Genomic DNA, 20,649 nt, shown 5'->3' on the forward strand with positions numbered 1-20,649 from the left:
TTGCTCCCATCGCTCATAGCGGGGGAGTAGGTTCACATGGCTCAATTCTCGATGGAAATTAGTCGCCCAACCGGCTCAGTTCCGCGTGAAAACCAACACCGTGGGCACAACCCGCAGGAATATAAAGCTGCACGCCATTGCCCACTGAGAGCTCCATTCCCGTCCAGCGCCGATAGGTTGGGGATTGCGGTCTTAAATCCACCAGAACATCCCAGATCACGCCTTGCAGACATGTGACGAGCTTGGTCTCTGCATAAGGTTCATTCTGATAGTGAAGGCCGCGCAACGTTCCCTTTTCGCGGGAGAAGGAAAGGCTGTGTTGTGGAAAATGGATTTCCAGTTTCCGCTTGGCAAATTCAGCCTCACAAAACACGCGCGCGAACCAGCCCCGCTCGTCTTCAACCCTTTCGGGTTCAATCGACCATGCACCATCAATGTTGAGGGGGGTAAATCGCATGTGTAGCCTCACTTGCTGAACGCGCTCATTCTGACAGTTTCAAGCCTGCGAGATAGTATCGTTTTTGGCTCTGCCGAATGGCCTTAGGTTAGCGGCAAATGCTCCCAAAGGCTTAGGCGCATACCCCACTTCCGACATAGGGAGAAGACAGGGGATCGCTCATACTCATTCGACAGGTGATGGGGGCGCCCGATCGTATATATGGGTCGCCCCTGTTGACAGTCTCGGAAAGTTTAAGGGCACTGGATAGTTTTACACATCCGGCATGGATCGGATTTCAGACCAACATACCCAACCAGGGGCCGGGCAGGACGAGGTGTATCATATGACCATCCAGACGCCGGGCATATTGCGGAGTGCAGGCATGGCCAAGGAACAGGCAGGCTGTCGTTTGTGCGGAACGCTGCTCAAACACACATTTGTCGATCTTGGTATGTCGCCGCCATGTGAGAGTTTCATCACTGCGGACCAGCTTGATCATATGGAGCCTTATTATCCGCTGAAAGCCTATGTGTGCGACCATTGTTATCTGGTGCAGTTAAAAGAATATTTTAGTCCGGCGGAGATTTTCACCGAATATGCCTATTTCTCGTCTTTTGCCACGAGCTGGGTTAATCACGCGAAAATCTACTGCGATGAAATTACTGAAAAACTTGGCCTCAACAGCAACAGTTTCGTTGTGGAGATTGCAAGCAATGATGGCTATCTGCTGCAGCATTTTTTACCCAAAGCCATTCCGATTTTAGGCATCGAGCCTGCGGCCAATGTGGCCAAAGCGGCCGTCTCAAAAGGCGTGCCGACGCGGGTGGATTTCTTTGGCTCCGCTCTTGCTTCGCGTATGGTCAGTGAGGGCGATAAGGCCGATCTGATCATCGGTAACAATGTGCTGGCACAGGTGCCGGACCTGAATGATTTCGTGCGTGGAATGCAGCTTCTGCTCAAACCTGAAGGTGTGATCACGCTAGAGTTCCCGCATCTCACCAATCTGATCGAATACAACCAGTTTGATACGATTTATCACGAGCATTTCTCGTATTTTTCGCTGCTGACCATCCGCTATATGGCGCACCGCCATCATCTCAAGGTGATCGACGTGGATGAATTGCCAACACATGGTGGATCGTTGCGCGTTTATCTCGCCCATAATACCAGCAAGCGAAAGGCCGGTCCGCGTGTTGCAGCCCTTTTAAAACGCGAGCTTTCCTTTGGCATCAACGAGATTTCTACCTACGAACAGTTTGCGGAAAAGACGCGGCGGACAAAGCGGGATCTGCTGTCCTTCCTGATTGCAGCCAAAAATTCGGGCAAACGTATCTGCGGCTATGGCGCGCCGGGTAAGGGCAATACATTGCTCAATTATTGCGGGATCGGTACCGATTTTCTCGATTTTACAGTGGATCGCAACCCTTACAAACATGGCCGCTTCACGCCGGGTATGCATATCCCGATTTACGACACCGCGATGATCGACAGCTATAAGCCTGATTACATTCTGATCCTGCCATGGAACTTCAAAGACGAGATTATCCGCCAGATGCAGCACGTGGTTGAGTGGGGCAGCAAGTTCATCATTCCGATCCCGCATGTCACGCTGATTGATCCGGCATTATTTTCAGAGGAGCGCTAAGTCATGAAAGTCGTTCTGTTCTGTGGCGGTCTTGGCACCAGAATACGGGAGTATTCCGAAAATATTCCCAAGCCGATGATCCCACTTGGTCACCAGCCGATCCTTCATCACGTCATGGAATATTACTCGGATTATGGTCACAATGATTTCGTGTTGTGCCTTGGCTATAAAGCGAATGTGGTGAAAGATTTCTTCCTCAACATCCGGCCGCAGACATTCGCTGATTGCGTGGTGTCGGATGGTGGGCGCAATGTGCGTTTGCTTGAAGAAGTTGACCGTGACTGGAGCGTCACGCTGCTTGATACAGGGATATGGCGCAATATCGGAGAACGCTTGTGGAGTGCGCGGTCTCATGTTGAGCGCGAGGACATTTTTCTTGCCAATTACAGCGATGGCCTCAGTGATGTCGATCTTGATGATATGACTGAGCGCTTTCGCAACAGCGGGAAAATTGCCTGCTTTCTGGCCGTCCGCCCACCTCTAACCTATCATCTTGCGGATATCGCAGCGGGTGGCGATGTGCGGGCTTTCAGGACGTCCAACACCTCCGACATCTGGATCAATGGCGGCTATTTTCTGTTTCGCAAAGAGATCTTCGATTACATGCGCGAAGGAGAGGAACTGGTTCTTGAACCCTTCAGCCGTTTGATCGCTGATAACCAGCTTATGGCTTATAAATATGAAGGTTTCTGGCGTTCCATGGATACATTGCGCGACTGGCAGACGCTCGAAGATATGGTCGAAAAAGGCGATATGCCATGGAAGAAACATAAGACGGAACGGTGTGCAGCCAACATCGCGATAGCATTATGATCGATTTTGCCTCTCTCAAAAATCTCGGCAGGCCGCTTAACATTCTCTGTCTTGGCGCGCATTCCGACGATATTGAGATTGGATGCGGCGGGACGCTTCTCAGCCTGATCGCAATGGGAATGGCGCTGCATATTGACTGGTGCGTGCTATCAGGCGGCGAGGAGCGGCGCATGGAAGCGCGTGAGTCAGCACGCGATTTTCTGTTGGGAGCGCATAGCAGCAATATTCATTTGGCGACGTTTGAAGACAGTTACTTTCCGGCACAAAGCAGAGGGATCAAGGAATGGCTGATCGCGCAGCGCGGCCGGGTCGAACCTGATATTGTCTTCACACATCACAGTCAGGATGCACATCAGGACCACCGCACCGTCCATGAACTCACCTGGAACATTTTCCGTGATCAACTGATCCTTGAATATGAAATTCCGAAATGGGATGGAGATTTGGGCCGCCCAAATACCTATGTTGCGCTTTCGGCCAGCGTTCTGGGGCGGAAAATCGAACTGCTGATGCACCATTTTGGAACCCAGCGTTCTAAAGACTGGTTCGACCCAGAAACATTCCGTGGGCTTGCCCGCCTGCGCGGCATGGAGTGCCGCGCGGCGGAAGCTTATGCAGAGGCATTTTACGCCTCCAAAATAAGAATTCTCTAAAACTTTTGGCGTTTAAGCCGTCTTGGCCAGGTGATGCAGGCTTTTGTTCCAACGTTCATAGGCTGTCGCCATGCGCGTGTCGTACTGGTTGCGCGCAAAGGCTGGCCCATTATAGCGCCGTGCAAAATTGCGCCAATCTTTCGCCTGCAAGGCTGTTTTCAATCCGGCTTTGTCGATGAAGTTCAGCATCAGTCCGATCTGTCCGCCAACAGAATTGCGTGCCTCGGCCACCAGTTCATCAACGCTGCCATAACCCAGCCATTCCCAATGCGCACCCATAACCTGGCCTAATCCCCATGAGGTGGATTCAAGCGCCGCTTTTTTATGGATAAACATAGCCCGCTCGAGCAGAAGCCAGCGCTCGCTTTGCGTTTTGGGATTGCGTACGCGCCCTGCTTCTGGCGATGACAATCCAGCCTTGCGTGCCTGATCACGCACGCGCCCCGAAAGTCTGCGATCAAAATAGTGACCTTCAAAGCGGATGGCCGGTTCTTGTACACCCTTGATGTGATAAAGTGCACGGCCGCCACTTTCTACTTCTGCCACTGCGAGAAGGGTTGCAGGCTCAATCCCTGCTTCTTGTGCCAGCGCAATGATTTCTGCGAAAGTATTTGTGTCAAACATCTGGTTTCTCCTGTGAAAATTACAGTGATCGATGCCAGATTGTCGCTGCCCCGGAGGGTCGGGGGATAAATAACTTGAATTTGCCGCGTTCGGGGACTAGTCCGGGATAAATTCAAAAGAGATAGAAACCATGAGCAATTTGCCCTTCACCGTTGCCGCCCTTTATTGCTTTGCACCGCTGCCGCAATATGAAAGCCTGCGTGAGCCGCTGGCTGAGCTTTGCTGCGCGAACGGGATCAAGGGGACGCTGCTGCTTGCTGCTGAAGGGATCAATGGCACGGTTGCTGGAAGTAAGCCTGCCATTGAGAAGCTGATTGCCTTTATTACCGCAATTCCCGCGCTTGCCAATCCTGAACTCAAGTATTCTCATGCCAGCGAAATGCCGTTTTACCGCATGAAAGTGCGGTTAAAGCGCGAGATTGTCACCATGGGTGTGGACGGCATTGATCCGCTAAAAAGCGTTGGCACTTATGTTGCGCCCAAGGACTGGAATGCGCTGATTGCCGATGACAACACTGTGGTTGTCGATACACGCAATGATTATGAATATGCCATTGGCACATTCGAAGGCGCGCTTGATCCAAACACCAAGACATTCCGCGAATTCCCGCAATGGGTGGAGCAGAACCGCGACAAGCTTGAAGGCAAGAAGATTGCCATGTTCTGCACCGGCGGCATTCGCTGTGAGAAGGCGACAGCTTTCGTCAAGGGGCTTGGCTTTGACGATGTGTTCCACCTCAAGGGCGGCATTCTGAAATATCTTGAAGAAGTGCCGCGCGAAGAAAGCATGTGGAATGGTGATTGTTTCGTGTTTGATGAACGCGTGGCAATTGGCCATGGTTTGACGGAAAGCGATATCGAGCTTTGCCGTGCCTGCCGCCGTCCAATCACCGCAGAAGACAAGCTTTCGCAGTTTTTTGAGGAAGGCATTTCCTGCGCTGGTTGCTATGACGAGCGCACGCCGGAAGACCGTGCACGTTTTGCGGAACGTGAAAAGCAGGTCCGGCTCGCCAAGCTTCGCGGTTCAAGCCACAAGCATATCGGGCGCTGATCAGCGCCCGTGGGTTCTGATGCCGCATCACGGCTGAGGGGCTGGCAAAACTCAATAACGCGCATTAATGTGACCGTGTTTTCGGAACGATTTGGATTCGTTGCGGAAATTTGGGCGGCTTTTGCATGGGCGCCCGTGTGAAAAGGGTCTGACGGCATCCGGGTCGCGTTTGCTTCCATCATACCCATCATCGCAAGTCAGAGCATTGAGTTTGACACTTGGTGCCTGAACAGGAACAGCGCTGGATGCTCCGGCGTATGATGGTGTTTGTCCGCAATCGGGGACAAAGTGGAGAACGCACATGAAAACAATACTCGCTGCATTCCTCGTTGTATTCGCTGGAAGTATCGCATCGGTCGCGCAGGCAGCCGAGAAGGTTACCGTTTTTGCCGCCGCCAGCATGAAAGACGTGATTGAGGAAGCCGCCAAGCAGTTCAAGGCCAAGGATGGCACAGAGGTTGTTGCTTCCTTCGCTTCATCTTCGGTTCTGGCAAAGCAGATCGAGCAGGGCGCTCCGGCACAGATTTTCATTTCCGCCGATCTTGACTGGATGGATTATGTCGAAAAAGCTGACCTGATCGACAAAGCATCGCGCAAGGTGATTGCTGGCAATGCGCTGGTGATTGCAACGCAGAAGGACGATGCAAAGGGCGATGCGAAAGACCTTTTGGGCGCTGGTCGTTTTGCCATGGGCGATCCGTCCAATGTTCCGGCAGGCAAATATGGCAAGGCAGCCCTTGAAAAGCTCGGCATTTGGAATGACGTTGAAAAGAACGCCGTGTTCACGGAAAATGTGCGTGTTGCGCTGCAATATGTGAGCCGCGCCGAAGTGAAAGCGGCCATTGTCTATGCATCGGATCGTGCTGTGGTGCCTGATCTGGTTGAAGCCTATCGCTTTCCGGCCTCAAGCCATGCGCCGATCCTTTATCCGGCAGCACTGATCGCCAAGAATGAAAGTAATGCCGCCAAGGCATTCCTTGCGTTCCTTGAAAGCGATGCCGGTCAGGCGATCATCAGGGACAAGGGCTTTGTAGGCGCTAAAGAGGCGGCACAGTAATGATGGAAGGGCATGTCTGGCAGATTGTTGCTCTGTCGCTCCGGGTTGCCGGGATAGCTATTGTTGTGGCGCTGCCAGTCGCCTTTCTTGTTGCATGGATTCTTGCCCGGTTTAATTTTCCGGGCAAGTCGCTTGCGCAGGCCATCGTTACCATGCCGCTGGTGTTGCCGCCGGTGGTGACGGGTTATCTGCTTTTGATCCTGTTTGGATCGCGGGGTGCGCTTGGCGCACCCTTGCACGAATGGCTTGGCCTTTCCTTTTCTTTCCGCTGGACGGGGGCCGCCCTTGCTGCTGGCGTCATGGCATTTCCATTGCTTGTTCGCCCGATACGCCTTTCTATCGAAGGGCTGGATCGTGGGCTGGAAGAAGCGGCGCGCACGCTCGGAGCCAACAGGCTGACGGCTTTTTGTACGGTGATATTGCCGCCCTTGCTACCGGGTATTCTGGCCGGTGGTGTGTTGGGATTTGCCAAGGCATTGGGCGAGTTTGGCGCGACGATCACCTTTGTTTCCAACATTCCCGGCGAGACACAAACGCTTTCGCTGGCTATTTATTCCTTGTTGCAGACTCCAACGGGTGATGCAGAAGCGCTGCGCCTGATTGCGGTTTCCGCAGCCATTTCGATTGGCGCGGTGGTGCTTTCTGAATGGTTGCAGCGCAAGCTCGCAGGAGACGCAAAATGAGCAGGCTTAGCGTTTTTGTCACTGGCCGCAATGGTAAGTTTGCAGTTGAGGCCAATTTTTCAGCCGGTTGGGGCGTGACAGCACTTTTTGGTCATTCGGGTGCTGGCAAGACCTCGCTGCTCAAGATGATTGCTGGTACATTACGCCCGGAAACCGGGCGGATAGCGATTGGCGATTTCGTGCTTTTCGAGGCCCAAAAGGCTATCAACCTACCGCCCGAAAAGCGCCGTATCGGTTATGTTTTTCAGGAGGCACGGCTGTTTCCGCATATGAGTGTGAAGGGCAATCTCACTTATGCGCGCTGGGCTGGCCGCCGTGAAACCACCCGCAGCCTTGATGAGGTCGTCGCGCTTTTGGGCATTGATCACTTGCTCAATCGTCGTCCGGCAACCCTTTCAGGCGGTGAACGCCAGCGTGTGGCCATTGGCCGTGCGCTTTTGTCCGATCCTGCACTTTTGCTGCTCGACGAACCTCTGTCGTCGCTTGACCATGCCCGCAGGCAGGAAATATTGCCCTTTATCGAACGGCTTCGCGATGAAAGCCATGTGCCGATTGTCTATGTGAGTCATGAAATCGATGAGGTCGCCCGGCTTGCCGATGAGATCGTGCTGTTGTCGGCTGGCAAAGTGAAGGCCAGCGGCCCGGCTGCCGAGATTTTCCCGCTGATCGACCCGGAAGGCGACAGCGGTGGTGTGCTTCTCGAGGGCACTGTTGCAAATTACGATGCCAGATATGAGCTGGCCGAAATCAACCTAGATGGTGCAACATTTCAACTCGGTGATGCTGGTTTGCGCGAAAATATGCATGTGCGGCTGCGGGTTCGTGCGCGGGATGTTTCCATCGCCCGTATTGTTCCAGATTCCATCAGTATTCGTAATATCCTGCCTGTTACCATCCGAAAAATTATTGGCGCTGACGGGCCGAATGCGCTGTTGGAACTGGATTTTCAAGGGCGACGTCTGGGGGCACGGCTGACGCGACGTTCGGTTGATGAGCTTGCGCTTCGGGAAGGGGAGCATGTCATCGCGCTGGTCAAAGCCGTCTCCGTGGATCGTGCCGCAATAAGAGAAAAATAAGGGTGACAATTTTCCTGTTTGCGTGATCCGTCTTTTATGCTCCTGTCTGAAAACAGCGTATCCCGAAAAGTGTGAAGCGGCTTTCGGATAAGATGTGCGTGAGAATAATAAGTGAAAGCGCCGATCTGATGAATTCAGATCGAAACACGCTCTAAACGGGAGCATGACATGACTGATTTGCAGAACTGGACCACCCGAGCGAAGCCGGAGCGCAAGGCGCTGGAGGGCCGCTATGTCAGGCTTGAGCCACTTGATGCACAAAAGCATGGTGACGAGCTTTTTGCGGCCTCGTCGGTTGAGGATGCGGATCAGCGTTTTACCTGGCTGTTCGAGGTTCCACCTGCAACGCGTGAGGCTTTTCAGCCATGGCTTGAAAAGGCGTCGAGCAATGAAGATTCCTTGTTCTTCGCGGTTGTCGATAAAGCAACCGGCAAGGTCGCTGGTCGTCAGGCGCTGATGCGTATTGATCCGCTTCATGGTGTAATTGAGATCGGAAGTGTCTATTGGGGGCCGCTGATTTCACGCAAGCCGGCTGCAACGGAAGCACAGTTTCTGTTTATGCAGTATGTTTTCGATGAGCTTGGCTATCGCCGCTATGAGTGGAAATGCAACGATGAAAATGCGCCTTCCAAGCGTGCAGCGACACGTTTTGGTTTTACGTTTGAAGGCACGTTTCGCCAGCATATGGTCGTGAAGGGCAAAAACCGCGATACATCCTGGTTTTCCATCATCGATAGTGAATGGCCTGCATTAAAGAATGCCTATCAGGCATGGCTTGCGCCGGAAAATTTTGATAGTGACGGTCAGCAGATCAGAAAGTTAGAGGATTTTCGCATTGGTGGCTGAACCGAAGAAGAGCAATCCGGCAATCGCCGCAGCCGTCATTCTGGTCGGCTTCGGCGTTATCGCTTATTTTGTGCCGACTATCATGTTGATGCTTGGCGAGCGTTCGCAGATTGCCGCTGTGATCTTTCCGATCGTCTTCGTGTTGAGCTTTTTCGCGATATTCTGGTTGCGCGCGCGCTATCAGAAGAAAATTAATAGCTTAAAGCAGCACTAAGCAGCAATGCGCCGGTCAAGGCGATAAACAGTGCTGCCGCAACTTCAATTCCAGCTTTCAGCCTGCCGGAAGCCGCATTGTGTCCCGCAATGCGCAGGGCTGTATTTTTGGCGGTGACGGCAAGGGTTGCGAGTGCTGCAACCGTTATAAATGTGCCAAAGGCCATTGCGAAGGTTGAGAGCAAGCCACCAAGCAAAATGCCATTCAAAAGCGAGAATGTGAGCACGATCAGTGCACCCGAGCAGGGGCGCAGACCGACGGACAGAATGGCGGACCATGCCGTTTTCCAGTTAAATTCGCCTTCTAGGGCTGATGGATCGGCAATATGGGCACTGCCGCAGTCTGCGCAGATATCGCCTTCGCCGATAAAGACGTGATCCGCCGCGGCATTGGCGGGTTTGTAATTCAGCTTGACGGTGCTGCTTGTGGCTGCTGCGCGTGTGCTTTGCGAAACGCTGCCCTGCCATGCAGGACCACTGGCCATTGCAGTCTGAGGCGATGCCGCAAAAAGAGTGCTTGTCGGAGATGGTTCGGCGCTGTCGCGTTTCCGAAACAGAAGCGGCAGCTTGCGGATCAGAAGCCAGAGGCCAAAGAACAGCACCAGTGCAAAGCTCGCTATTTCCATATAGCGCGCCGTCTGGTTCATCGAAATTCCGGTGCCGCGCAGCAAAAGCCATGCAAGTCCCACCACAATAATCGCAACGATGGCCTGTAACATCGACGAGACGAAAGACAGCATGATACCGCGGCGCAGCGCCGTTTCATTGGCGATCATGTAAGATGAAATCACCGCCTTGCCGTGGCCGGGGCCGGCGGCATGGAAAATACCATAAATGAAGGAAAGGCCGATCAGCACCGATGCCTGCCATGGGTCTTCACGCATGGCTTTGAGCGCGGTGGTCATGGCGAGATAGAAGCTGCGCTGCTGTTCATTCATCCATAAAATGATATGCGCAAAAGGTCCGGTCGGTTTCATGGCGACTTCATTGGCACCGATGCCCAATGATGATTGTGCCAGAGCGTTGGCGGCGATCATCATAAGGCAGGCTGTGAGAATGAAACGGACCGAATTCTTCATAAGGCTGTTTATCCCTTTTTCTCGCAGTGTATCTCAAGGCGGGTGGCGAAAATCTTTGACATATCTGTGCCAGCCGGATCATTGAAAAAGGCGTCTGTCAGTGTGCCCTGATTTTGCGCAAGGGCTTCATCGGGGTCAGGGCGCACCACCTTGGATTTGCAGCCCGCAGGCAGACCTTTGACGACAAGTTCCTTGTCACTCACATAGTCGATGGCCGTATAAAAGGTCGGATCATACACACCGAAGCTGACCGTGTGTCCGGGTTCAAGCTTCAGTGGCTTTTCTGGTTTGCTGGTAAAAACGATCAGCAGATGATTGTCGGAGAAGTCTGCGGCCAAGTCGGTGGGGCGCGCCATTTTGACATCTTTTCCGTCCGCAAGCACAGTCTGAAAATATTTGTATTCGGCGATAGAGCCGTTGATCACATGACCAAGGTCAATCAGCTCATTTCTGTCAAGCTGCAAATCACCGTTCTTGTCAAACTCCATCAAAACAGTTGATGAAAACACATCATCGAAACGCCAAATATGCGCGAGCTTTTCCACCGTGCCGTCCGGCGCAATCGTCAGCTCCAGCCTTGCATCGGCAAAGACATGCGGATGCGCTTTCGCAGCCATGGGCGTCAACACTGTGGTCAGTGTTACGGCAAGGACAATCGGGCGTTTCAGCCATGAGCGCAAATCGTGCATATAGGGGTTCCGTGAATTCGTCTCTAACGCATAGTCGTGAAGGCGGCAAAAGTGGGACGAGTGCAGCCTTTTCTATGCACGGGCTTCACGATCCTTGAACCATTGGGTCAGGAAGTCCACAAGCGCGCGGATTTTGGCCGGGAGGTAGCGGCGATGCGGATAGACGGCATAAATACCGCCGTCCTTGACGATAAACTCCTCAAGACAAGGAATGAGGCGACCCCGCTCGATTTCTTCTTCTGCAATAAAGGCCGGAAGCGAGCAAAAACCAAGTCCTGCAAGTGCGGCAGTTTTGGTTGCAACCGGGCTGTTGATTTCAATCGGGCCATTGACCGTTACCGTCATCATTGAGCCGTCAGTATTGCGGAAATGCCAGTTGTTGCGTGAGCGCGCATTGGTATCAATGATACAAGGCTTGTCAGCCAGATCTTCCGGGCGTTCCGGCTTACCAACGCGTTCGATCAGGGATGGCGCACCACAAAGCACGGAATGGAAAGGCGAAAGCCTTTTGGCGATGAGAGAAGAGTCTTGCAGGCGCGTAATGCGGATTGCGAGGTCAAAACCTTCTTCCACCATATCAACGAAACGATCATCCAGCCGCACGTCGAGCACGATTTCCGGATGGGCCAGACAGAAATCGATCAGCGATTGCCCGATCACCGCATCGGCAAAGGTGCGCGGCGCTGAAAGCTTGATGCGACCGCGCGCATCCGAGCTTGTTTCGCTGACGGCATCCTGCAACGCATCAATCTCGCGAATGATCTCAACCGCACGATGGTAATAGGTATGGCCTGCCTCTGTCAGCGAGAACTGGCGTGTTGTGCGGTTTAAAAGTCGTGCGCCGAGCTCGTCTTCCAGCTCACGCACATATTTGGAAAGCAGCGCCTTGGATCGTCCGATCTTTCGCGCAGCAGCCGAAAAGCCCTCTGCTTCGACCACGTCGATGAATGCGCGCATACGTGTAAGGGTATCCATGGCCTGGTCCTGTTTTTCAAGAATGTGTCGATAGAGTGCAATCAGCATCCGGTACGGTTGGCAAGGTGCGCGCCGCATTGTCGCCAATGATTGTTTCCAATTGTTGTGTGAAACGCGTGCTGTCGCTGCTTTGGCGGGCAACTGATTCGGTCAAAATTTGCCGATTTCTGCGCCCATTTGGCATTCCGGCCACGTCAGAAATGCTTTTTACAGCCACACGCTCACCTTTAGGCCGTCCGCCTTCCGCTGGGGGCAGGGGCTTTTCGGGCTTTGCGATGATCGCGTTAAGCGGATCGAAAGGCGTCATTGTTCACAACCAGCGACGAGATTCCGGGGATATAGTCAATTAAAGCTTAAGCTTTGCGGTAGAATGTTTCACTATTATTGAACAATGGCAAGCGCAGCGGGTGGATTACCCGCCGCAAAAATAATTTTGCCGCGACAAAGATTTGTCATTGAATGGACACATCATTGCGATTATATCGCCCTTGCCCAAAGTCGCACGTGCCTGTGGGTGTCCGCCGATCCTCGAATGGTGAGGAATTCGGTACGGTACCTGGACCTAACCGCTCCAGTCGATCTGTAGGCCAACCGCCAGATCGAGGACATCTTGAAGCAACGACGGTGCGGGCCTTTCTAGTGTCTTTCGGCTGTCCAAAAGCCGGAATTACTGAAGAGGCACACCTTCATTGCCAGAAGTGCGGATGCGGTTCTCCAATTCCAATCCAAGGCAGACAAAGCGGAGTAACGCGGGTTTAGCGTTGTTCCACCGCCGCATGAGTTTTCGCGTGACCTCAGCATCTCCAAAGGCTGGCCTCACCGCGAATGCGCTTATGCATACTTTGTCCCTTAGAATGCGGCATCAGAATAAGCCGTGCGGGAGAACGACCATGGCTACACAGCGTATTATCGACTTCCTCAACACCCGCCGCCCGGATGGCCCTTGCCTCGTCGTTGACACCGACGTCGTGCGCGAAAACTATCAGAATTTTGAAAAGGCATTGCCTTACTCGCGCATTTTCTATGCTGTGAAGGCAAATCCTGCGCCGGAAGTGCTGAGTCTTCTTGCATCGCTTGGCTCGTGCTTCGATACGGCATCGATTGCCGAAATCGAAATGGCACTGGAAGCAGGCAGCACCCCAAACCGCATCTCTTATGGCAACACCATCAAGAAGGAGCGCGATGTTGCGCGCGCTTTCGAACTGGGCATCCGCCTCTTTGCCGTTGATTGCGTAGAAGAAGTCGAAAAGGTTGCACGTGCTGCTCCCGGCAGTCGCGTGTTCTGCCGCGTGCTTACGGATGGTGAAGGCGCTGAATGGCCGCTGTCACGCAAGTTCGGTTGCGTGCCTGCCATGGCTATCGACGTGCTGCGTCATGCAAAGTCGCTCGGTCTCGACTCCTATGGTGTATCGTTCCATGTCGGCTCGCAGCAGACGGATCTGAGTGCATGGGATCGCGCGCTTGGCGATGCTGCATCGGTGTTCCGCACGCTGGCTGACGAAGGCATTGTGCTGCGCATGGTGAATATGGGTGGCGGTTTCCCAACCCGTTACCTCAAGGACGTGCCGACCGCTCAGGCCTACGGCATGGCGATCTTCGATGCGCTTTCAAAGCATTTCGGCAACCGCATTCCAGAAACCATCATTGAACCGGGCCGCGGCATGGTTGGCAATGCAGGCGTGATCAAGACAGAAGTGGTTCTGGTTTCGCGCAAGTCGGACAATGACAATGTGCGTTGGGTTTATCTCGACATCGGCAAGTTCGGCGGTCTGGCCGAAACCATGGACGAGGCGATCCGCTATCAGATTGTGACCCCACGCGATGGCGGTGAAACCGAGCCTTGTGTACTGGCTGGCCCAACCTGCGACAGCGCGGATGTCATGTATGAAAAGACGCCATATCCGTTGCCAGTGTCGCTGACCATCGGTGATGAAATTCTCATCGAAGGCACAGGTGCTTATACCACCACCTATTCGTCGGTGGCATTCAACGGCTTCGAACCGCTCCGATCCTACGTCATCTAATCTTTCAGGCAACTGGAAGGTTCTCTTCATCTGCCCGGCGCTGCAATGCGCTGGGCGGGATGTGTTGCTGCCCGTATTGGGGTGAGATGTCATGAATGCTAATCTTGAAATTCAGGAAAATGTTGTAACCGGCCTGTTGCCGGTTTTTGCACCTGCTTTCACCATTGTGGGCGAAGCAATTGCGCATGTCATTGCGCGCGAAGCGTTGCTTGATCGCGCCATGGGTGAGGGCCGCCGCAGAAAGTCGTCGGAAAAACTGCGTCGTGGGCGTCTTCCAGCGGAAGGTCTGGCTTTTTCGGCAATGGCTGCCGATGGTCTGCTTGTGGGCACCGTCCGGCTGTGGAACGTTCATGCCGGTCTCGACGCATTTGGCTTTCCGGTTTCCGCACTCTTGCTCGGTCCGCTTGCGGTGGACCCATTGGCTGCCGGTTGCGGTATCGGTTCGGCCTTGATGCAGCACGCAATTGCTCAGGCAAAGCGCCGGGGCCATGGTGCCATCCTGCTGGTTGGTGATCCCGAATATTACGGGCGTTTCGGCTTTACGGCTGAAAAGACCGGCGATCTTGCGATGCCCGGCCCCTATGAAAAGCGTCGGTTTCTGGCGCTTGAATTGAAAGCGGGTCATCTGGATGGTGCGCAGGGAATTTTACGTGCCAGCGGCCGCAAAGTTTCGCGTATTTCCTGAAACTTCTTAGGATAGACGCACCAGCCGTCCGAAATTGCGGACGGCTGTTATCGCCAGGCCGAGCATAAAGCCTGCAATCAGTCCGGCAATGACGATCAGCTTGCGCGACGATCCTGCCGGGTCGAGCGGCGGACGTGCTTCAGAAATCACGCGAACATTGGTCGTCGTGATGCCTTCCTGTTCGCTTGTTTCGCGCGAGCGCAGAAGGAATGCTTCATAGACCGAACGTAAAGTTGTTGCTTCACGCTCCAGCTCGCGCAGTTTCACGCGATCATTGTTGCTGTTGGCCTGTTGAGACTTGAGCTGCGCAAGACGTGCGTTCAGGTCTTTTTCCTGTTGCAGCGACCGCGCGACTTCGACCTGCAATGAAGCACGAATGCGACGCAATTCGGCATCAATATCATTGAGTACAGTCTGCTTTTGCGACTGAAGCTGAATGAATTGCGGATGACGCGGACCAAGCTGGGTGGACGCACCATTGGCGTTCTGGCTCGCAAGCGCATATTGCGCGCGTAGTGCCGTCAATGTGTTGGAACGTAAATCTTCCGGCAAGGTGCCGGAAATGACGCTGCCTGTATTGGCATCGTTGAGCACTTGAATCCGCGCTTGAAGCCGCATGCTTTCAGCGCGCTGGTTTGTCAGCTGATCGTTAAGACGTGTCAGATCGTTGTCGCTGATCAGTTTGCCATCGACATCAACAAGATCACGCGAGGCACGAAAATCTGCTGCCGCTTTTTCTGCCGTTTCGACGCTGCTGCGCATATCGGCAAGGCGCTTGGAAAGCTCGTCCGCATTGCGGCGCGCCACATCCGACTGCAGTGAATCAAGTTCTTTCTGGAAAACGGATCCGATAAGATTGGCGATTTCAGCCGACTTTTCCGAACTGCGGGTTTTGACTGAGACAGAATAGATAAAGGTCTTGGGGTCGCGACCGATGGTTACGCTGTCATAAAGGTTATAGAGAACACGCGTTTCAAGAGCCTGACCGTCACTTTGGGTCTGGGGGCTGATCACACTTTTAAGCTGCGCAAAAAAGCCTGCAACGCCGGTGGGGACAAAGGTTCCGTTAAATTCGGGGTCTTTCGTCAGATTGGCTTGGTCAATGACTTTGAGCAATACACTGCTTGAATCAAGCAGCCGTGCTTGGCTTTCTGCAATAGCCAAAGAGGCATCCGTTGGCAGCTGGCCGGGTGTTAACTCAGTGCCGACGGAGCGCACATTGCGCGGATCGACCAGAAGATCGGTCGTGGCCACGAACATCTGCGGAATTGTCAGTGCATAAAGCGTCGCTACAAGGCCACCGAGCAGGGTCGTTGCCAGAAGCAATCGACGAGACCCTTTGACGATTTCAATTGCGACACGCGGATCAACCAGTGGCTTCCATTCCGTATCCCGCACTTCATGTTGGATGGCTTGTGTTGCGATTGTCGCGATAGGATTCGGCTCCGGTTTGGCTTTTTCAACAGCCTGATCTTTCAGGCCATTTTCGCGCTCAGCAATCTTGCGTTCAAGCTCGGCTTTGATAGAGGCCATGCGGGCGCGCAGCTCGGAAACCTCTTGTTCTTCCGTTGCTTTCTTTTCCTGCTGGTTGCGGAACAGTTCAGCGCGTTCTTCAGGCGTTGCAGGCGGCGTCCAAGGCGGGGTAATCGTTTGCTTTTCACGTTTGGACGTGTCGGATTCTTCGCGGCTTGCCTCAGGCGCGTCAGAAAATGCAAGAAGAGGTTTCTCTTCTCTTCCCTTATTGCGTTTGTCCTCACCGCTCATCGTCAAAGATGTCCGTACCCCGAAATGACTTAGTCTTCTGCTGATTATAGTTTTTTTATGGAGAAGAAATGGTTAACGCACGGATCAATGATAAGGCGTAGTGGGTTTTAATTAAGTCTTTTTTGCTAAGTTCGATCTCATGGCCGGTGAGACGGCTTTAAAGCGTGACACAAGATAAAGCACGAGGCCTTGAGTGATCGCGAAAGCACTCCAGAAATTATTGGGTAGCCGCAGTGCAATGGTGCGGGATTATTTCTCGCTTTTTTCCGGCTCTGCCGGACGTCTGGTCGTTTCACTGCTCTATTTTGTAGCGCTGGCAAATACACTGCCCACCGGAGATTTTGGCATTTTTGCCACGGCATCCGGCACGGGTGTGGTTCTTTCACGCCTTGTTTCGCTTGGTTTTAGCTCTCCGCTTTATCGTATCTCGACGGTCAAACCGCTGCTGCTTGGAACCTATACCGCAGGTTATCTTGCAGCGCTTGTGCTTTCTTTGCCGCTTTTCGCGCTCTGTTCCTGGCTCGTTTATTTCATCTTCTTTGGCCGGGATATATCATTCCTGCCTTTTGCCGTTGTGGTGGTCGCCGAGGCGCTGTTGTGGCGTTCGATTGAAATGATCATCATCGTCAATAACGGTTTGCGGCGCTTTGGTATTTCAGCGCTTCTGGTGATTTTTGGTACAACCATGCGTGCTATTGCCGCTGTTTTGTTCATGTTCTTCGCCACCAAGCATGATGTTGTGCATTGGGCGTGGTGGTATGCAGGGGCAAATGCTGTCGGCTTGATCTTTGCATTGCGCTTTTACCCAAGGGTGAAACTGCGTTTCGAGCCACGGCTATATATACGGCGTGTTTCCGATTCAATTGCCGTGATGGGGGCGGAACTGCTGTTTTACATCCAGAGCGAACTCGATAAGCTGCTGGTTCTGAGCATCGGCGGTCCAACGACGGCCGGTGTCTATGCGATTATCATGCGTCTGGTTGACCTTACAGCACTGCCGATCCGCTCATTTAATATGATGCTGGTGCAAAAGCTCATGCGGAGCCCGGATATGCTGGCTTCACTGCGCATCAAGATAGGGCTGGAATTTGCGGTCTTTGTGGTTTCGGTTGCAGGTCTTGGCGCCATGGTGATCTTTCTGCAATTTTTTCCGACAGCGCTTGGTGCAAGCGTTGCGCCGATTGTTGGACTTTTGCCGCTGGTGCTGTTGGTGCCGGGCTTCCGCAATTTGATCGAATATCAGACAGAAATTCTCTATGCACGTGGCCAGACTGGTTTGCGCACATTGAGCATGGTGCTGATGACGGCGGCCAAAGCGCTGTTTGTCTGGCTGCTGCTGCTTCATTATGGCGATAACAATGACTGGATTGCCGGGCTTAACTTTGTCTTTGCGGGTATCTATGTCCTCTCGCTGGTTTTCACCTATACGAGTATGCGATTGCCCGCAAAGCGGGTGTAAAAAAGCCCGGAGTATTGTTCACTCCGGGCAAAAGATTAAGCGCCGATGATCCGGCGAATATCGTTAACCGACAAGCTCAGGAATGACTGCATGCCGATGGCAACCTGATGTGGTTCCATCTCAGCGATAAAAGTGCGGAATTCTTCTTCCGTGGGTGGCGGTGCAAACCATTGCATGCGACACAGATCGTGCGTGTCGTGGAAATGGCCTGCGCCATCCAGAATATCATCAACATAATGGCCGTAGATAAAGCATTCGGAGAAGCGTCGGACATTGCCGATGGCAGCAACCCAATGCTGACCGGTGTGCTTTTCGATACGCTCGCACATGCCGATGACCGAATCTCTGCGCCAGGAAACAAGCTGGCCGATATAGTCATTCAGCGCACTCTTGCCATTCTTGACGCCAAGAAGCTTTCCTGCGTTCTCTGCCCAAACGGGATGTTCCGGCCATTCAGGATTGGCAAGCGCATTGGGCCGGTAGAACAGGCGCAGCTTATCCTCGTGCCAGAGTGTGTTGCAATCAAAGGGCCGGACAAAAGCAGTGTCGGAATCGGTATAAAGCAGTCCGTCTTCTTCCACCTTGTCTGCCAGTGCAATGCGGCGCAACTGCTGTACATGCCAACCGCGCAACGGTTTGGTTTTAAACGACAACCAGACGCGACGGCGCCCGAGATAGGTCGGATCGGGGAAGGCTCGCAACCAGGACGGCAACAAATCTCGCTCGTCAATCACGATGCGATTGGCGTTCTCTATCTGCCGAAAAAGCGCAACATCTTTGCTGTCGACCAGAATATAATGCTTGGTGAAACCGGTGACATGTTTGTCCATGGTTTCGCATAAGAGCTTGCAACGCTCAAAGTCCTGATCCCAGCTTGCGGTGACAATAGCTGTCTTCAAGGGTTGCCCCCTGACAGCTTTGCTTTTGCAACACGCCAGAGAAACACTGGATTGCCAACCAGATAGCGCTTTGCCAGACGGCGCGGCTCCTGCATCAGGCGATGCGCCCATTCCATTTTGAGCGTGCGGACCCAATGGGGTGCGCGCTGCACGCGGCCGGTATGCAGATCGAATAAGGCGCCAACCGCGCTCGCAATCGTGCAATGTTCGGCTGTGATGTATTTGTCGATGAACAGCTCCTGCCGCGGAACACCCATGGCCACCAGCAGCATATCGGGATGATATGCCTTAAGCTGATCCAGAATGCCGTCTATATCCGCAGGCTTGAAATAGCCATCCGAGATCACACGATAATCGTGCTGCGGGATTTGCTTCTCAAAAAGCTGCACTGTGTGTGCAGCAACGCCGGGACCGCCACCAAGCAACGCCACTTTCATCGGGCGTTTGATATGCTGCATCAAGCCGGGGATGAAGTCTGTGCCGTTGAGATTGGCTGGAAATTTTTCACCATAAGCGACCTTGCTGGCAATATCGACACCAACACCATCAGGCAGGATCAGAAAATTTTTGAGCGCTGCCATATAGGCCGGGTCTTCATGCGCAATATTGGCATTGTTGGCATTAAGCCAACCCTGCTTCAAGAAGGCCCGGTTTTCGATTCGCTTTTCAAAATAAGCGAATGAACTGCCCCAGTCGAAACAGACAACCTTGATGCCGAGAATATTTCGGTATTCGAGTTTTTCGGATGCACTATGCGTCATATTCAGTCTGCTTTTCCTGTGACGTCCTGAAGTTTCTTTAAGCCTCGGGCGATTGCGCTGTCCATGCCTGCGATTTGTGCCTGTTTAAAGGCTTTGCCGTCCAGTCTTTGATCGTCACCTTCATTGATTGCTTTAAGGCGCTCTACGATGGCTGCGGCAAATTCAGCAGGCTTGTCGGCCATTGTGCAGTTGGCCGGGATATTGCCAATACCACGAACCGAATGAGCGGTGGCAACACTTGGTTTTCCCAGCTCAAACGTTTCTATCGTTTTCAACTGAACGCCTGTGCCCGCGCGGCTGATCAGAGGTATCAGTTTGCCACTTTCAACGAATTTGGTGGCATCAGGCACTTTGCCGACGAAATTCACACCCGGCCAGGCCGCAATAAGATCGGCGGGTGTGTTGCCTGCGATGGCGATTGTGATGTCTTTTGGCAAAAGCGGTTTGACTTCGCGCAGAAACCATTCAAGGCCAATGCGGTTGGGGTGCCATGTCCATGTACCGATGAGCGCGAGATCATATTTGGCTGCCTCCGGTTTCACGGTTTCGCTGTTGCCCGGCATGACAAGCGGGAGTGTTGCAAATTTATTTTTGTCGAGGCCCAGTGCCGGGCCGTCTTCTTCTGCAAAGGTGAAGACAAAGCTTGCCTGTTTGCAAAGCCTGCTCTCCAGCTTTTTGAGAATCCTAGCCTCGCGGCCAAACAGAAATTTCTGAACCTTGCCTTTGGCATCTGCCGCATTTTCTTCTGCCGAACGGTATTCGACATTATGCGCAACGAAAATCGATGGCTTGTCCTTGAAAATATCTTCAAAGGCGCCCGGCAGCGTCACACCGTTGAGCACATAGGCATCGAATTCACCGAGTTCGGTGATCGCATTATGCAGTTCAATTGCTGGGATAACCCGCAGCTTTGCCGACGAAACCGTCAGCCCTGTGAGAAAAGATTTCAGCACCCAGCCGATCTTGCGCTTGATGCCGGCGCCTTCTGTGCGTACTTCCACTTCGCCAAGAACGATCGTGTCTTTGTTTTCAGCCGCCGGATGTCCCGGCCAGGTGAAACCGAGAACAGTGACATGAGCACCGGCGCGACGCAGACCATCGATAACGGCGGCATTCGCAACTTCATAACCCGTCGAAGCGACCGCATGTGGAACAAGTGATGTTACGAAGACAAGACGACACGGTTGCAATTCAGCTCCTAACCGATCTTAATG

At 53.2% G+C, this 20,649-nt stretch carries 21 protein-coding genes and 1 pseudogene; 12 read left to right on the forward strand and 10 right to left on the reverse strand.

The features are described 5' to 3' along the window. Window positions 1-97 precede the first annotated feature (97 nt). Window positions 98-457: pseudogene (locus VBH83_RS15625) on the reverse strand (dTDP-4-dehydrorhamnose 3,5-epimerase family protein); the annotation flags it as partial. A 325-nt stretch (window positions 458-782) separates the two neighbouring features. Between VBH83_RS15625 and VBH83_RS15630 the strand changes: the two are divergent. The 3 genes from VBH83_RS15630 to VBH83_RS15640 are packed head-to-tail and all read left to right on the forward strand — an operon-like array spanning window position 783 to window position 3,550. Further along, a complete protein-coding gene (locus VBH83_RS15630) occupies window positions 783-2,084 on the forward strand; it encodes a class I SAM-dependent methyltransferase (RefSeq protein ID WP_265986436.1) in 1,302 nt (433 codons plus the stop codon). 3 nt (window positions 2,085-2,087) lie between these two features. Further along, window positions 2,088-2,897, forward strand: a complete 810-nt coding sequence (locus VBH83_RS15635) for a sugar phosphate nucleotidyltransferase (protein ID WP_265986435.1) — start codon at window positions 2,088-2,090, stop codon at window positions 2,895-2,897. Beyond that, window positions 2,894-3,550 (forward strand): PIG-L deacetylase family protein, encoded by a 657-nt coding sequence (locus VBH83_RS15640; protein ID WP_265986434.1) that lies wholly within the window; start codon window positions 2,894-2,896, stop codon window positions 3,548-3,550. Before VBH83_RS15635 ends, VBH83_RS15640 begins: the two co-directional genes overlap by 4 nt. 12 nt (window positions 3,551-3,562) lie before the next feature. Here VBH83_RS15640 and VBH83_RS15645 read toward each other — a convergent pair whose 3' ends face one another. After that, window positions 3,563-4,174, reverse strand: a complete 612-nt coding sequence (locus tag VBH83_RS15645) for an N-acetylmuramidase family protein (RefSeq protein WP_265986433.1) — start codon at window positions 4,172-4,174, stop codon at window positions 3,563-3,565. Between the two features lie 130 nt (window positions 4,175-4,304). Here VBH83_RS15645 and VBH83_RS15650 point away from each other — a divergent pair, with 130 nt between their 5' ends. The 6 genes from VBH83_RS15650 (at window position 4,305) to VBH83_RS15675 (ending at window position 9,101) form a co-directional block, all read left to right on the forward strand. After that, window positions 4,305-5,225, forward strand: a complete 921-nt coding sequence (locus VBH83_RS15650) for a rhodanese-related sulfurtransferase (RefSeq protein WP_265986432.1) — start codon at window positions 4,305-4,307, stop codon at window positions 5,223-5,225. A gap of 301 nt (window positions 5,226-5,526) precedes the next feature. Further along, a complete protein-coding gene (gene modA / locus VBH83_RS15655) occupies window positions 5,527-6,282 on the forward strand; it encodes a molybdate ABC transporter substrate-binding protein (protein WP_396998535.1) in 756 nt (251 codons plus the stop codon). Then, window positions 6,282-6,965 carry a molybdate ABC transporter permease subunit gene (modB, locus tag VBH83_RS15660; RefSeq protein WP_396998537.1) on the forward strand — a complete coding sequence of 228 codons (684 nt, stop codon included), beginning with the start codon at window positions 6,282-6,284 and terminating at the stop codon, window positions 6,963-6,965. Before modA ends, modB begins: the two co-directional genes overlap by 1 nt. Then, on the forward strand, window positions 6,962-8,041 hold the full coding sequence (gene modC, locus VBH83_RS15665; RefSeq protein ID WP_396998539.1) for a molybdenum ABC transporter ATP-binding protein: 1,080 nt from the start codon (window positions 6,962-6,964) through the stop codon (window positions 8,039-8,041). The genes modB and modC overlap by 4 nt, the downstream gene beginning before the upstream one ends. A gap of 168 nt (window positions 8,042-8,209) precedes the next feature. Further along, on the forward strand, window positions 8,210-8,887 hold the full coding sequence (locus VBH83_RS15670) for a GNAT family N-acetyltransferase (protein ID WP_396998541.1): 678 nt from the start codon (window positions 8,210-8,212) through the stop codon (window positions 8,885-8,887). Next, window positions 8,880-9,101, forward strand: a complete 222-nt coding sequence (locus tag VBH83_RS15675; RefSeq protein ID WP_396998543.1) for a hypothetical protein — start codon at window positions 8,880-8,882, stop codon at window positions 9,099-9,101. Before VBH83_RS15670 ends, VBH83_RS15675 begins: the two co-directional genes overlap by 8 nt. Here the strand turns inward: VBH83_RS15675 and VBH83_RS15680 are convergent. The 4 genes from VBH83_RS15680 to VBH83_RS15695 all read right to left on the reverse strand — a co-directional run bounded on the left by VBH83_RS15680 (window position 9,079) and on the right by VBH83_RS15695 (window position 12,150). Further along, a complete protein-coding gene (locus VBH83_RS15680; RefSeq protein ID WP_396998545.1) occupies window positions 9,079-10,179 on the reverse strand; it encodes a nickel/cobalt transporter in 1,101 nt (366 codons plus the stop codon). The two genes, VBH83_RS15675 and VBH83_RS15680, sit on opposite strands and share 23 nt — an antisense overlap. A gap of 8 nt (window positions 10,180-10,187) precedes the next feature. Further along, window positions 10,188-10,868: a DUF1007 family protein gene (locus VBH83_RS15685; protein WP_265986425.1), complete on the reverse strand. Its 681-nt coding sequence runs from the start codon at window positions 10,866-10,868 to the stop codon at window positions 10,188-10,190. A 72-nt stretch (window positions 10,869-10,940) separates the two neighbouring features. Beyond that, on the reverse strand, window positions 10,941-11,843 hold the full coding sequence (locus VBH83_RS15690) for a LysR family transcriptional regulator (protein ID WP_265986424.1): 903 nt from the start codon (window positions 11,841-11,843) through the stop codon (window positions 10,941-10,943). A gap of 16 nt (window positions 11,844-11,859) precedes the next feature. Then, a complete protein-coding gene (locus VBH83_RS15695) occupies window positions 11,860-12,150 on the reverse strand; it encodes a hypothetical protein (RefSeq protein ID WP_265986423.1) in 291 nt (96 codons plus the stop codon). Window positions 12,151-12,733: 583 nt separating this feature from the next. Between VBH83_RS15695 and VBH83_RS15700 the strand changes: the two genes are divergently transcribed. Further along, window positions 12,734-13,867, forward strand: a complete 1,134-nt coding sequence (locus VBH83_RS15700; RefSeq protein ID WP_265986422.1) for a type III PLP-dependent enzyme — start codon at window positions 12,734-12,736, stop codon at window positions 13,865-13,867. Between the two features lie 91 nt (window positions 13,868-13,958). Next, a complete protein-coding gene (locus tag VBH83_RS15705) occupies window positions 13,959-14,552 on the forward strand; it encodes a GNAT family N-acetyltransferase (RefSeq protein WP_265986421.1) in 594 nt (197 codons plus the stop codon). A gap of 6 nt (window positions 14,553-14,558) precedes the next feature. Here the strand turns inward: VBH83_RS15705 and VBH83_RS15710 are convergent, their stop codons facing one another. Then, entirely contained in the window at window positions 14,559-16,316 is a 1,758-nt protein-coding gene (locus VBH83_RS15710) for a GumC family protein (RefSeq protein WP_265986420.1), read from the reverse strand. A gap of 193 nt (window positions 16,317-16,509) precedes the next feature. Between VBH83_RS15710 and VBH83_RS15715 the strand changes: the two genes are divergently transcribed. Next, a complete protein-coding gene (locus tag VBH83_RS15715) occupies window positions 16,510-17,775 on the forward strand; it encodes a lipopolysaccharide biosynthesis protein (protein ID WP_265986419.1) in 1,266 nt (421 codons plus the stop codon). 35 nt (window positions 17,776-17,810) lie between these two features. On the opposite strand, the gene VBH83_RS15720 is transcribed toward VBH83_RS15715, so the two are convergent. The 3 genes from VBH83_RS15720 to VBH83_RS15730 are packed head-to-tail and all read right to left on the reverse strand — an operon-like array spanning window position 17,811 to window position 20,625. Further along, window positions 17,811-18,674 carry a DUF6492 family protein gene (locus VBH83_RS15720; RefSeq protein ID WP_265986418.1) on the reverse strand — a complete coding sequence of 288 codons (864 nt, stop codon included), beginning with the start codon at window positions 18,672-18,674 and terminating at the stop codon, window positions 17,811-17,813. After that, complete coding sequence (locus tag VBH83_RS15725) at window positions 18,671-19,435, reverse strand: WecB/TagA/CpsF family glycosyltransferase (protein ID WP_265986417.1); 765 nt, start codon at window positions 19,433-19,435, stop codon at window positions 18,671-18,673. The genes VBH83_RS15720 and VBH83_RS15725 overlap by 4 nt, the downstream gene beginning before the upstream one ends. Before the next feature lie 2 nt (window positions 19,436-19,437). Continuing rightward, the gene (locus tag VBH83_RS15730) at window positions 19,438-20,625 is read right to left on the reverse strand and encodes a glycosyltransferase (RefSeq protein ID WP_396998549.1); all 1,188 of its coding nucleotides are present in this window, start codon (window positions 20,623-20,625) and stop codon (window positions 19,438-19,440) included. Between the last annotated feature and the right edge of the window lie 24 nt (window positions 20,626-20,649).

Source organism: Ochrobactrum sp. S1502_03 (assembly GCF_044435015.1).
Classification (GTDB): Bacteria; Pseudomonadota; Alphaproteobacteria; order Rhizobiales; family Rhizobiaceae; genus Brucella; species Brucella chromiisoli.

Excerpts from the sequence above, each read along its gene's own strand:
- VBH83_RS15630 (WP_265986436.1), top strand. The coding sequence starts at position 783 with ATGACCATCCAGACGCCGGGCATATTGCGGAGTGCAGGCATGGCCAAG.
- VBH83_RS15635 (WP_265986435.1), top strand. The coding sequence starts at position 2,088 with ATGAAAGTCGTTCTGTTCTGTGGCGGTCTTGGCACCAGAATACGGGAG.
- VBH83_RS15640 (WP_265986434.1), top strand. The coding sequence starts at position 2,894 with ATGATCGATTTTGCCTCTCTCAAAAATCTCGGCAGGCCGCTTAACATT.
- VBH83_RS15645 (WP_265986433.1), bottom strand. The coding sequence starts at position 4,174 with ATGTTTGACACAAATACTTTCGCAGAAATCATTGCGCTGGCACAAGAA.
- VBH83_RS15650 (WP_265986432.1), top strand. The coding sequence starts at position 4,305 with ATGAGCAATTTGCCCTTCACCGTTGCCGCCCTTTATTGCTTTGCACCG.
- modA (WP_396998535.1), top strand. The coding sequence starts at position 5,527 with ATGAAAACAATACTCGCTGCATTCCTCGTTGTATTCGCTGGAAGTATC.
- modB (WP_396998537.1), top strand. The coding sequence starts at position 6,282 with ATGATGGAAGGGCATGTCTGGCAGATTGTTGCTCTGTCGCTCCGGGTT.
- modC (WP_396998539.1), top strand. The coding sequence starts at position 6,962 with ATGAGCAGGCTTAGCGTTTTTGTCACTGGCCGCAATGGTAAGTTTGCA.
- VBH83_RS15670 (WP_396998541.1), top strand. The coding sequence starts at position 8,210 with ATGACTGATTTGCAGAACTGGACCACCCGAGCGAAGCCGGAGCGCAAG.
- VBH83_RS15680 (WP_396998545.1), bottom strand. The coding sequence starts at position 10,179 with ATGAAGAATTCGGTCCGTTTCATTCTCACAGCCTGCCTTATGATGATC.
- VBH83_RS15685 (WP_265986425.1), bottom strand. The coding sequence starts at position 10,868 with ATGCACGATTTGCGCTCATGGCTGAAACGCCCGATTGTCCTTGCCGTA.
- VBH83_RS15690 (WP_265986424.1), bottom strand. The coding sequence starts at position 11,843 with ATGGATACCCTTACACGTATGCGCGCATTCATCGACGTGGTCGAAGCA.
- VBH83_RS15695 (WP_265986423.1), bottom strand. The coding sequence starts at position 12,150 with ATGACGCCTTTCGATCCGCTTAACGCGATCATCGCAAAGCCCGAAAAG.
- VBH83_RS15700 (WP_265986422.1), top strand. The coding sequence starts at position 12,734 with ATGGCTACACAGCGTATTATCGACTTCCTCAACACCCGCCGCCCGGAT.
- VBH83_RS15705 (WP_265986421.1), top strand. The coding sequence starts at position 13,959 with ATGAATGCTAATCTTGAAATTCAGGAAAATGTTGTAACCGGCCTGTTG.
- VBH83_RS15710 (WP_265986420.1), bottom strand. The coding sequence starts at position 16,316 with ATGAGCGGTGAGGACAAACGCAATAAGGGAAGAGAAGAGAAACCTCTT.
- VBH83_RS15725 (WP_265986417.1), bottom strand. The coding sequence starts at position 19,435 with ATGACGCATAGTGCATCCGAAAAACTCGAATACCGAAATATTCTCGGC.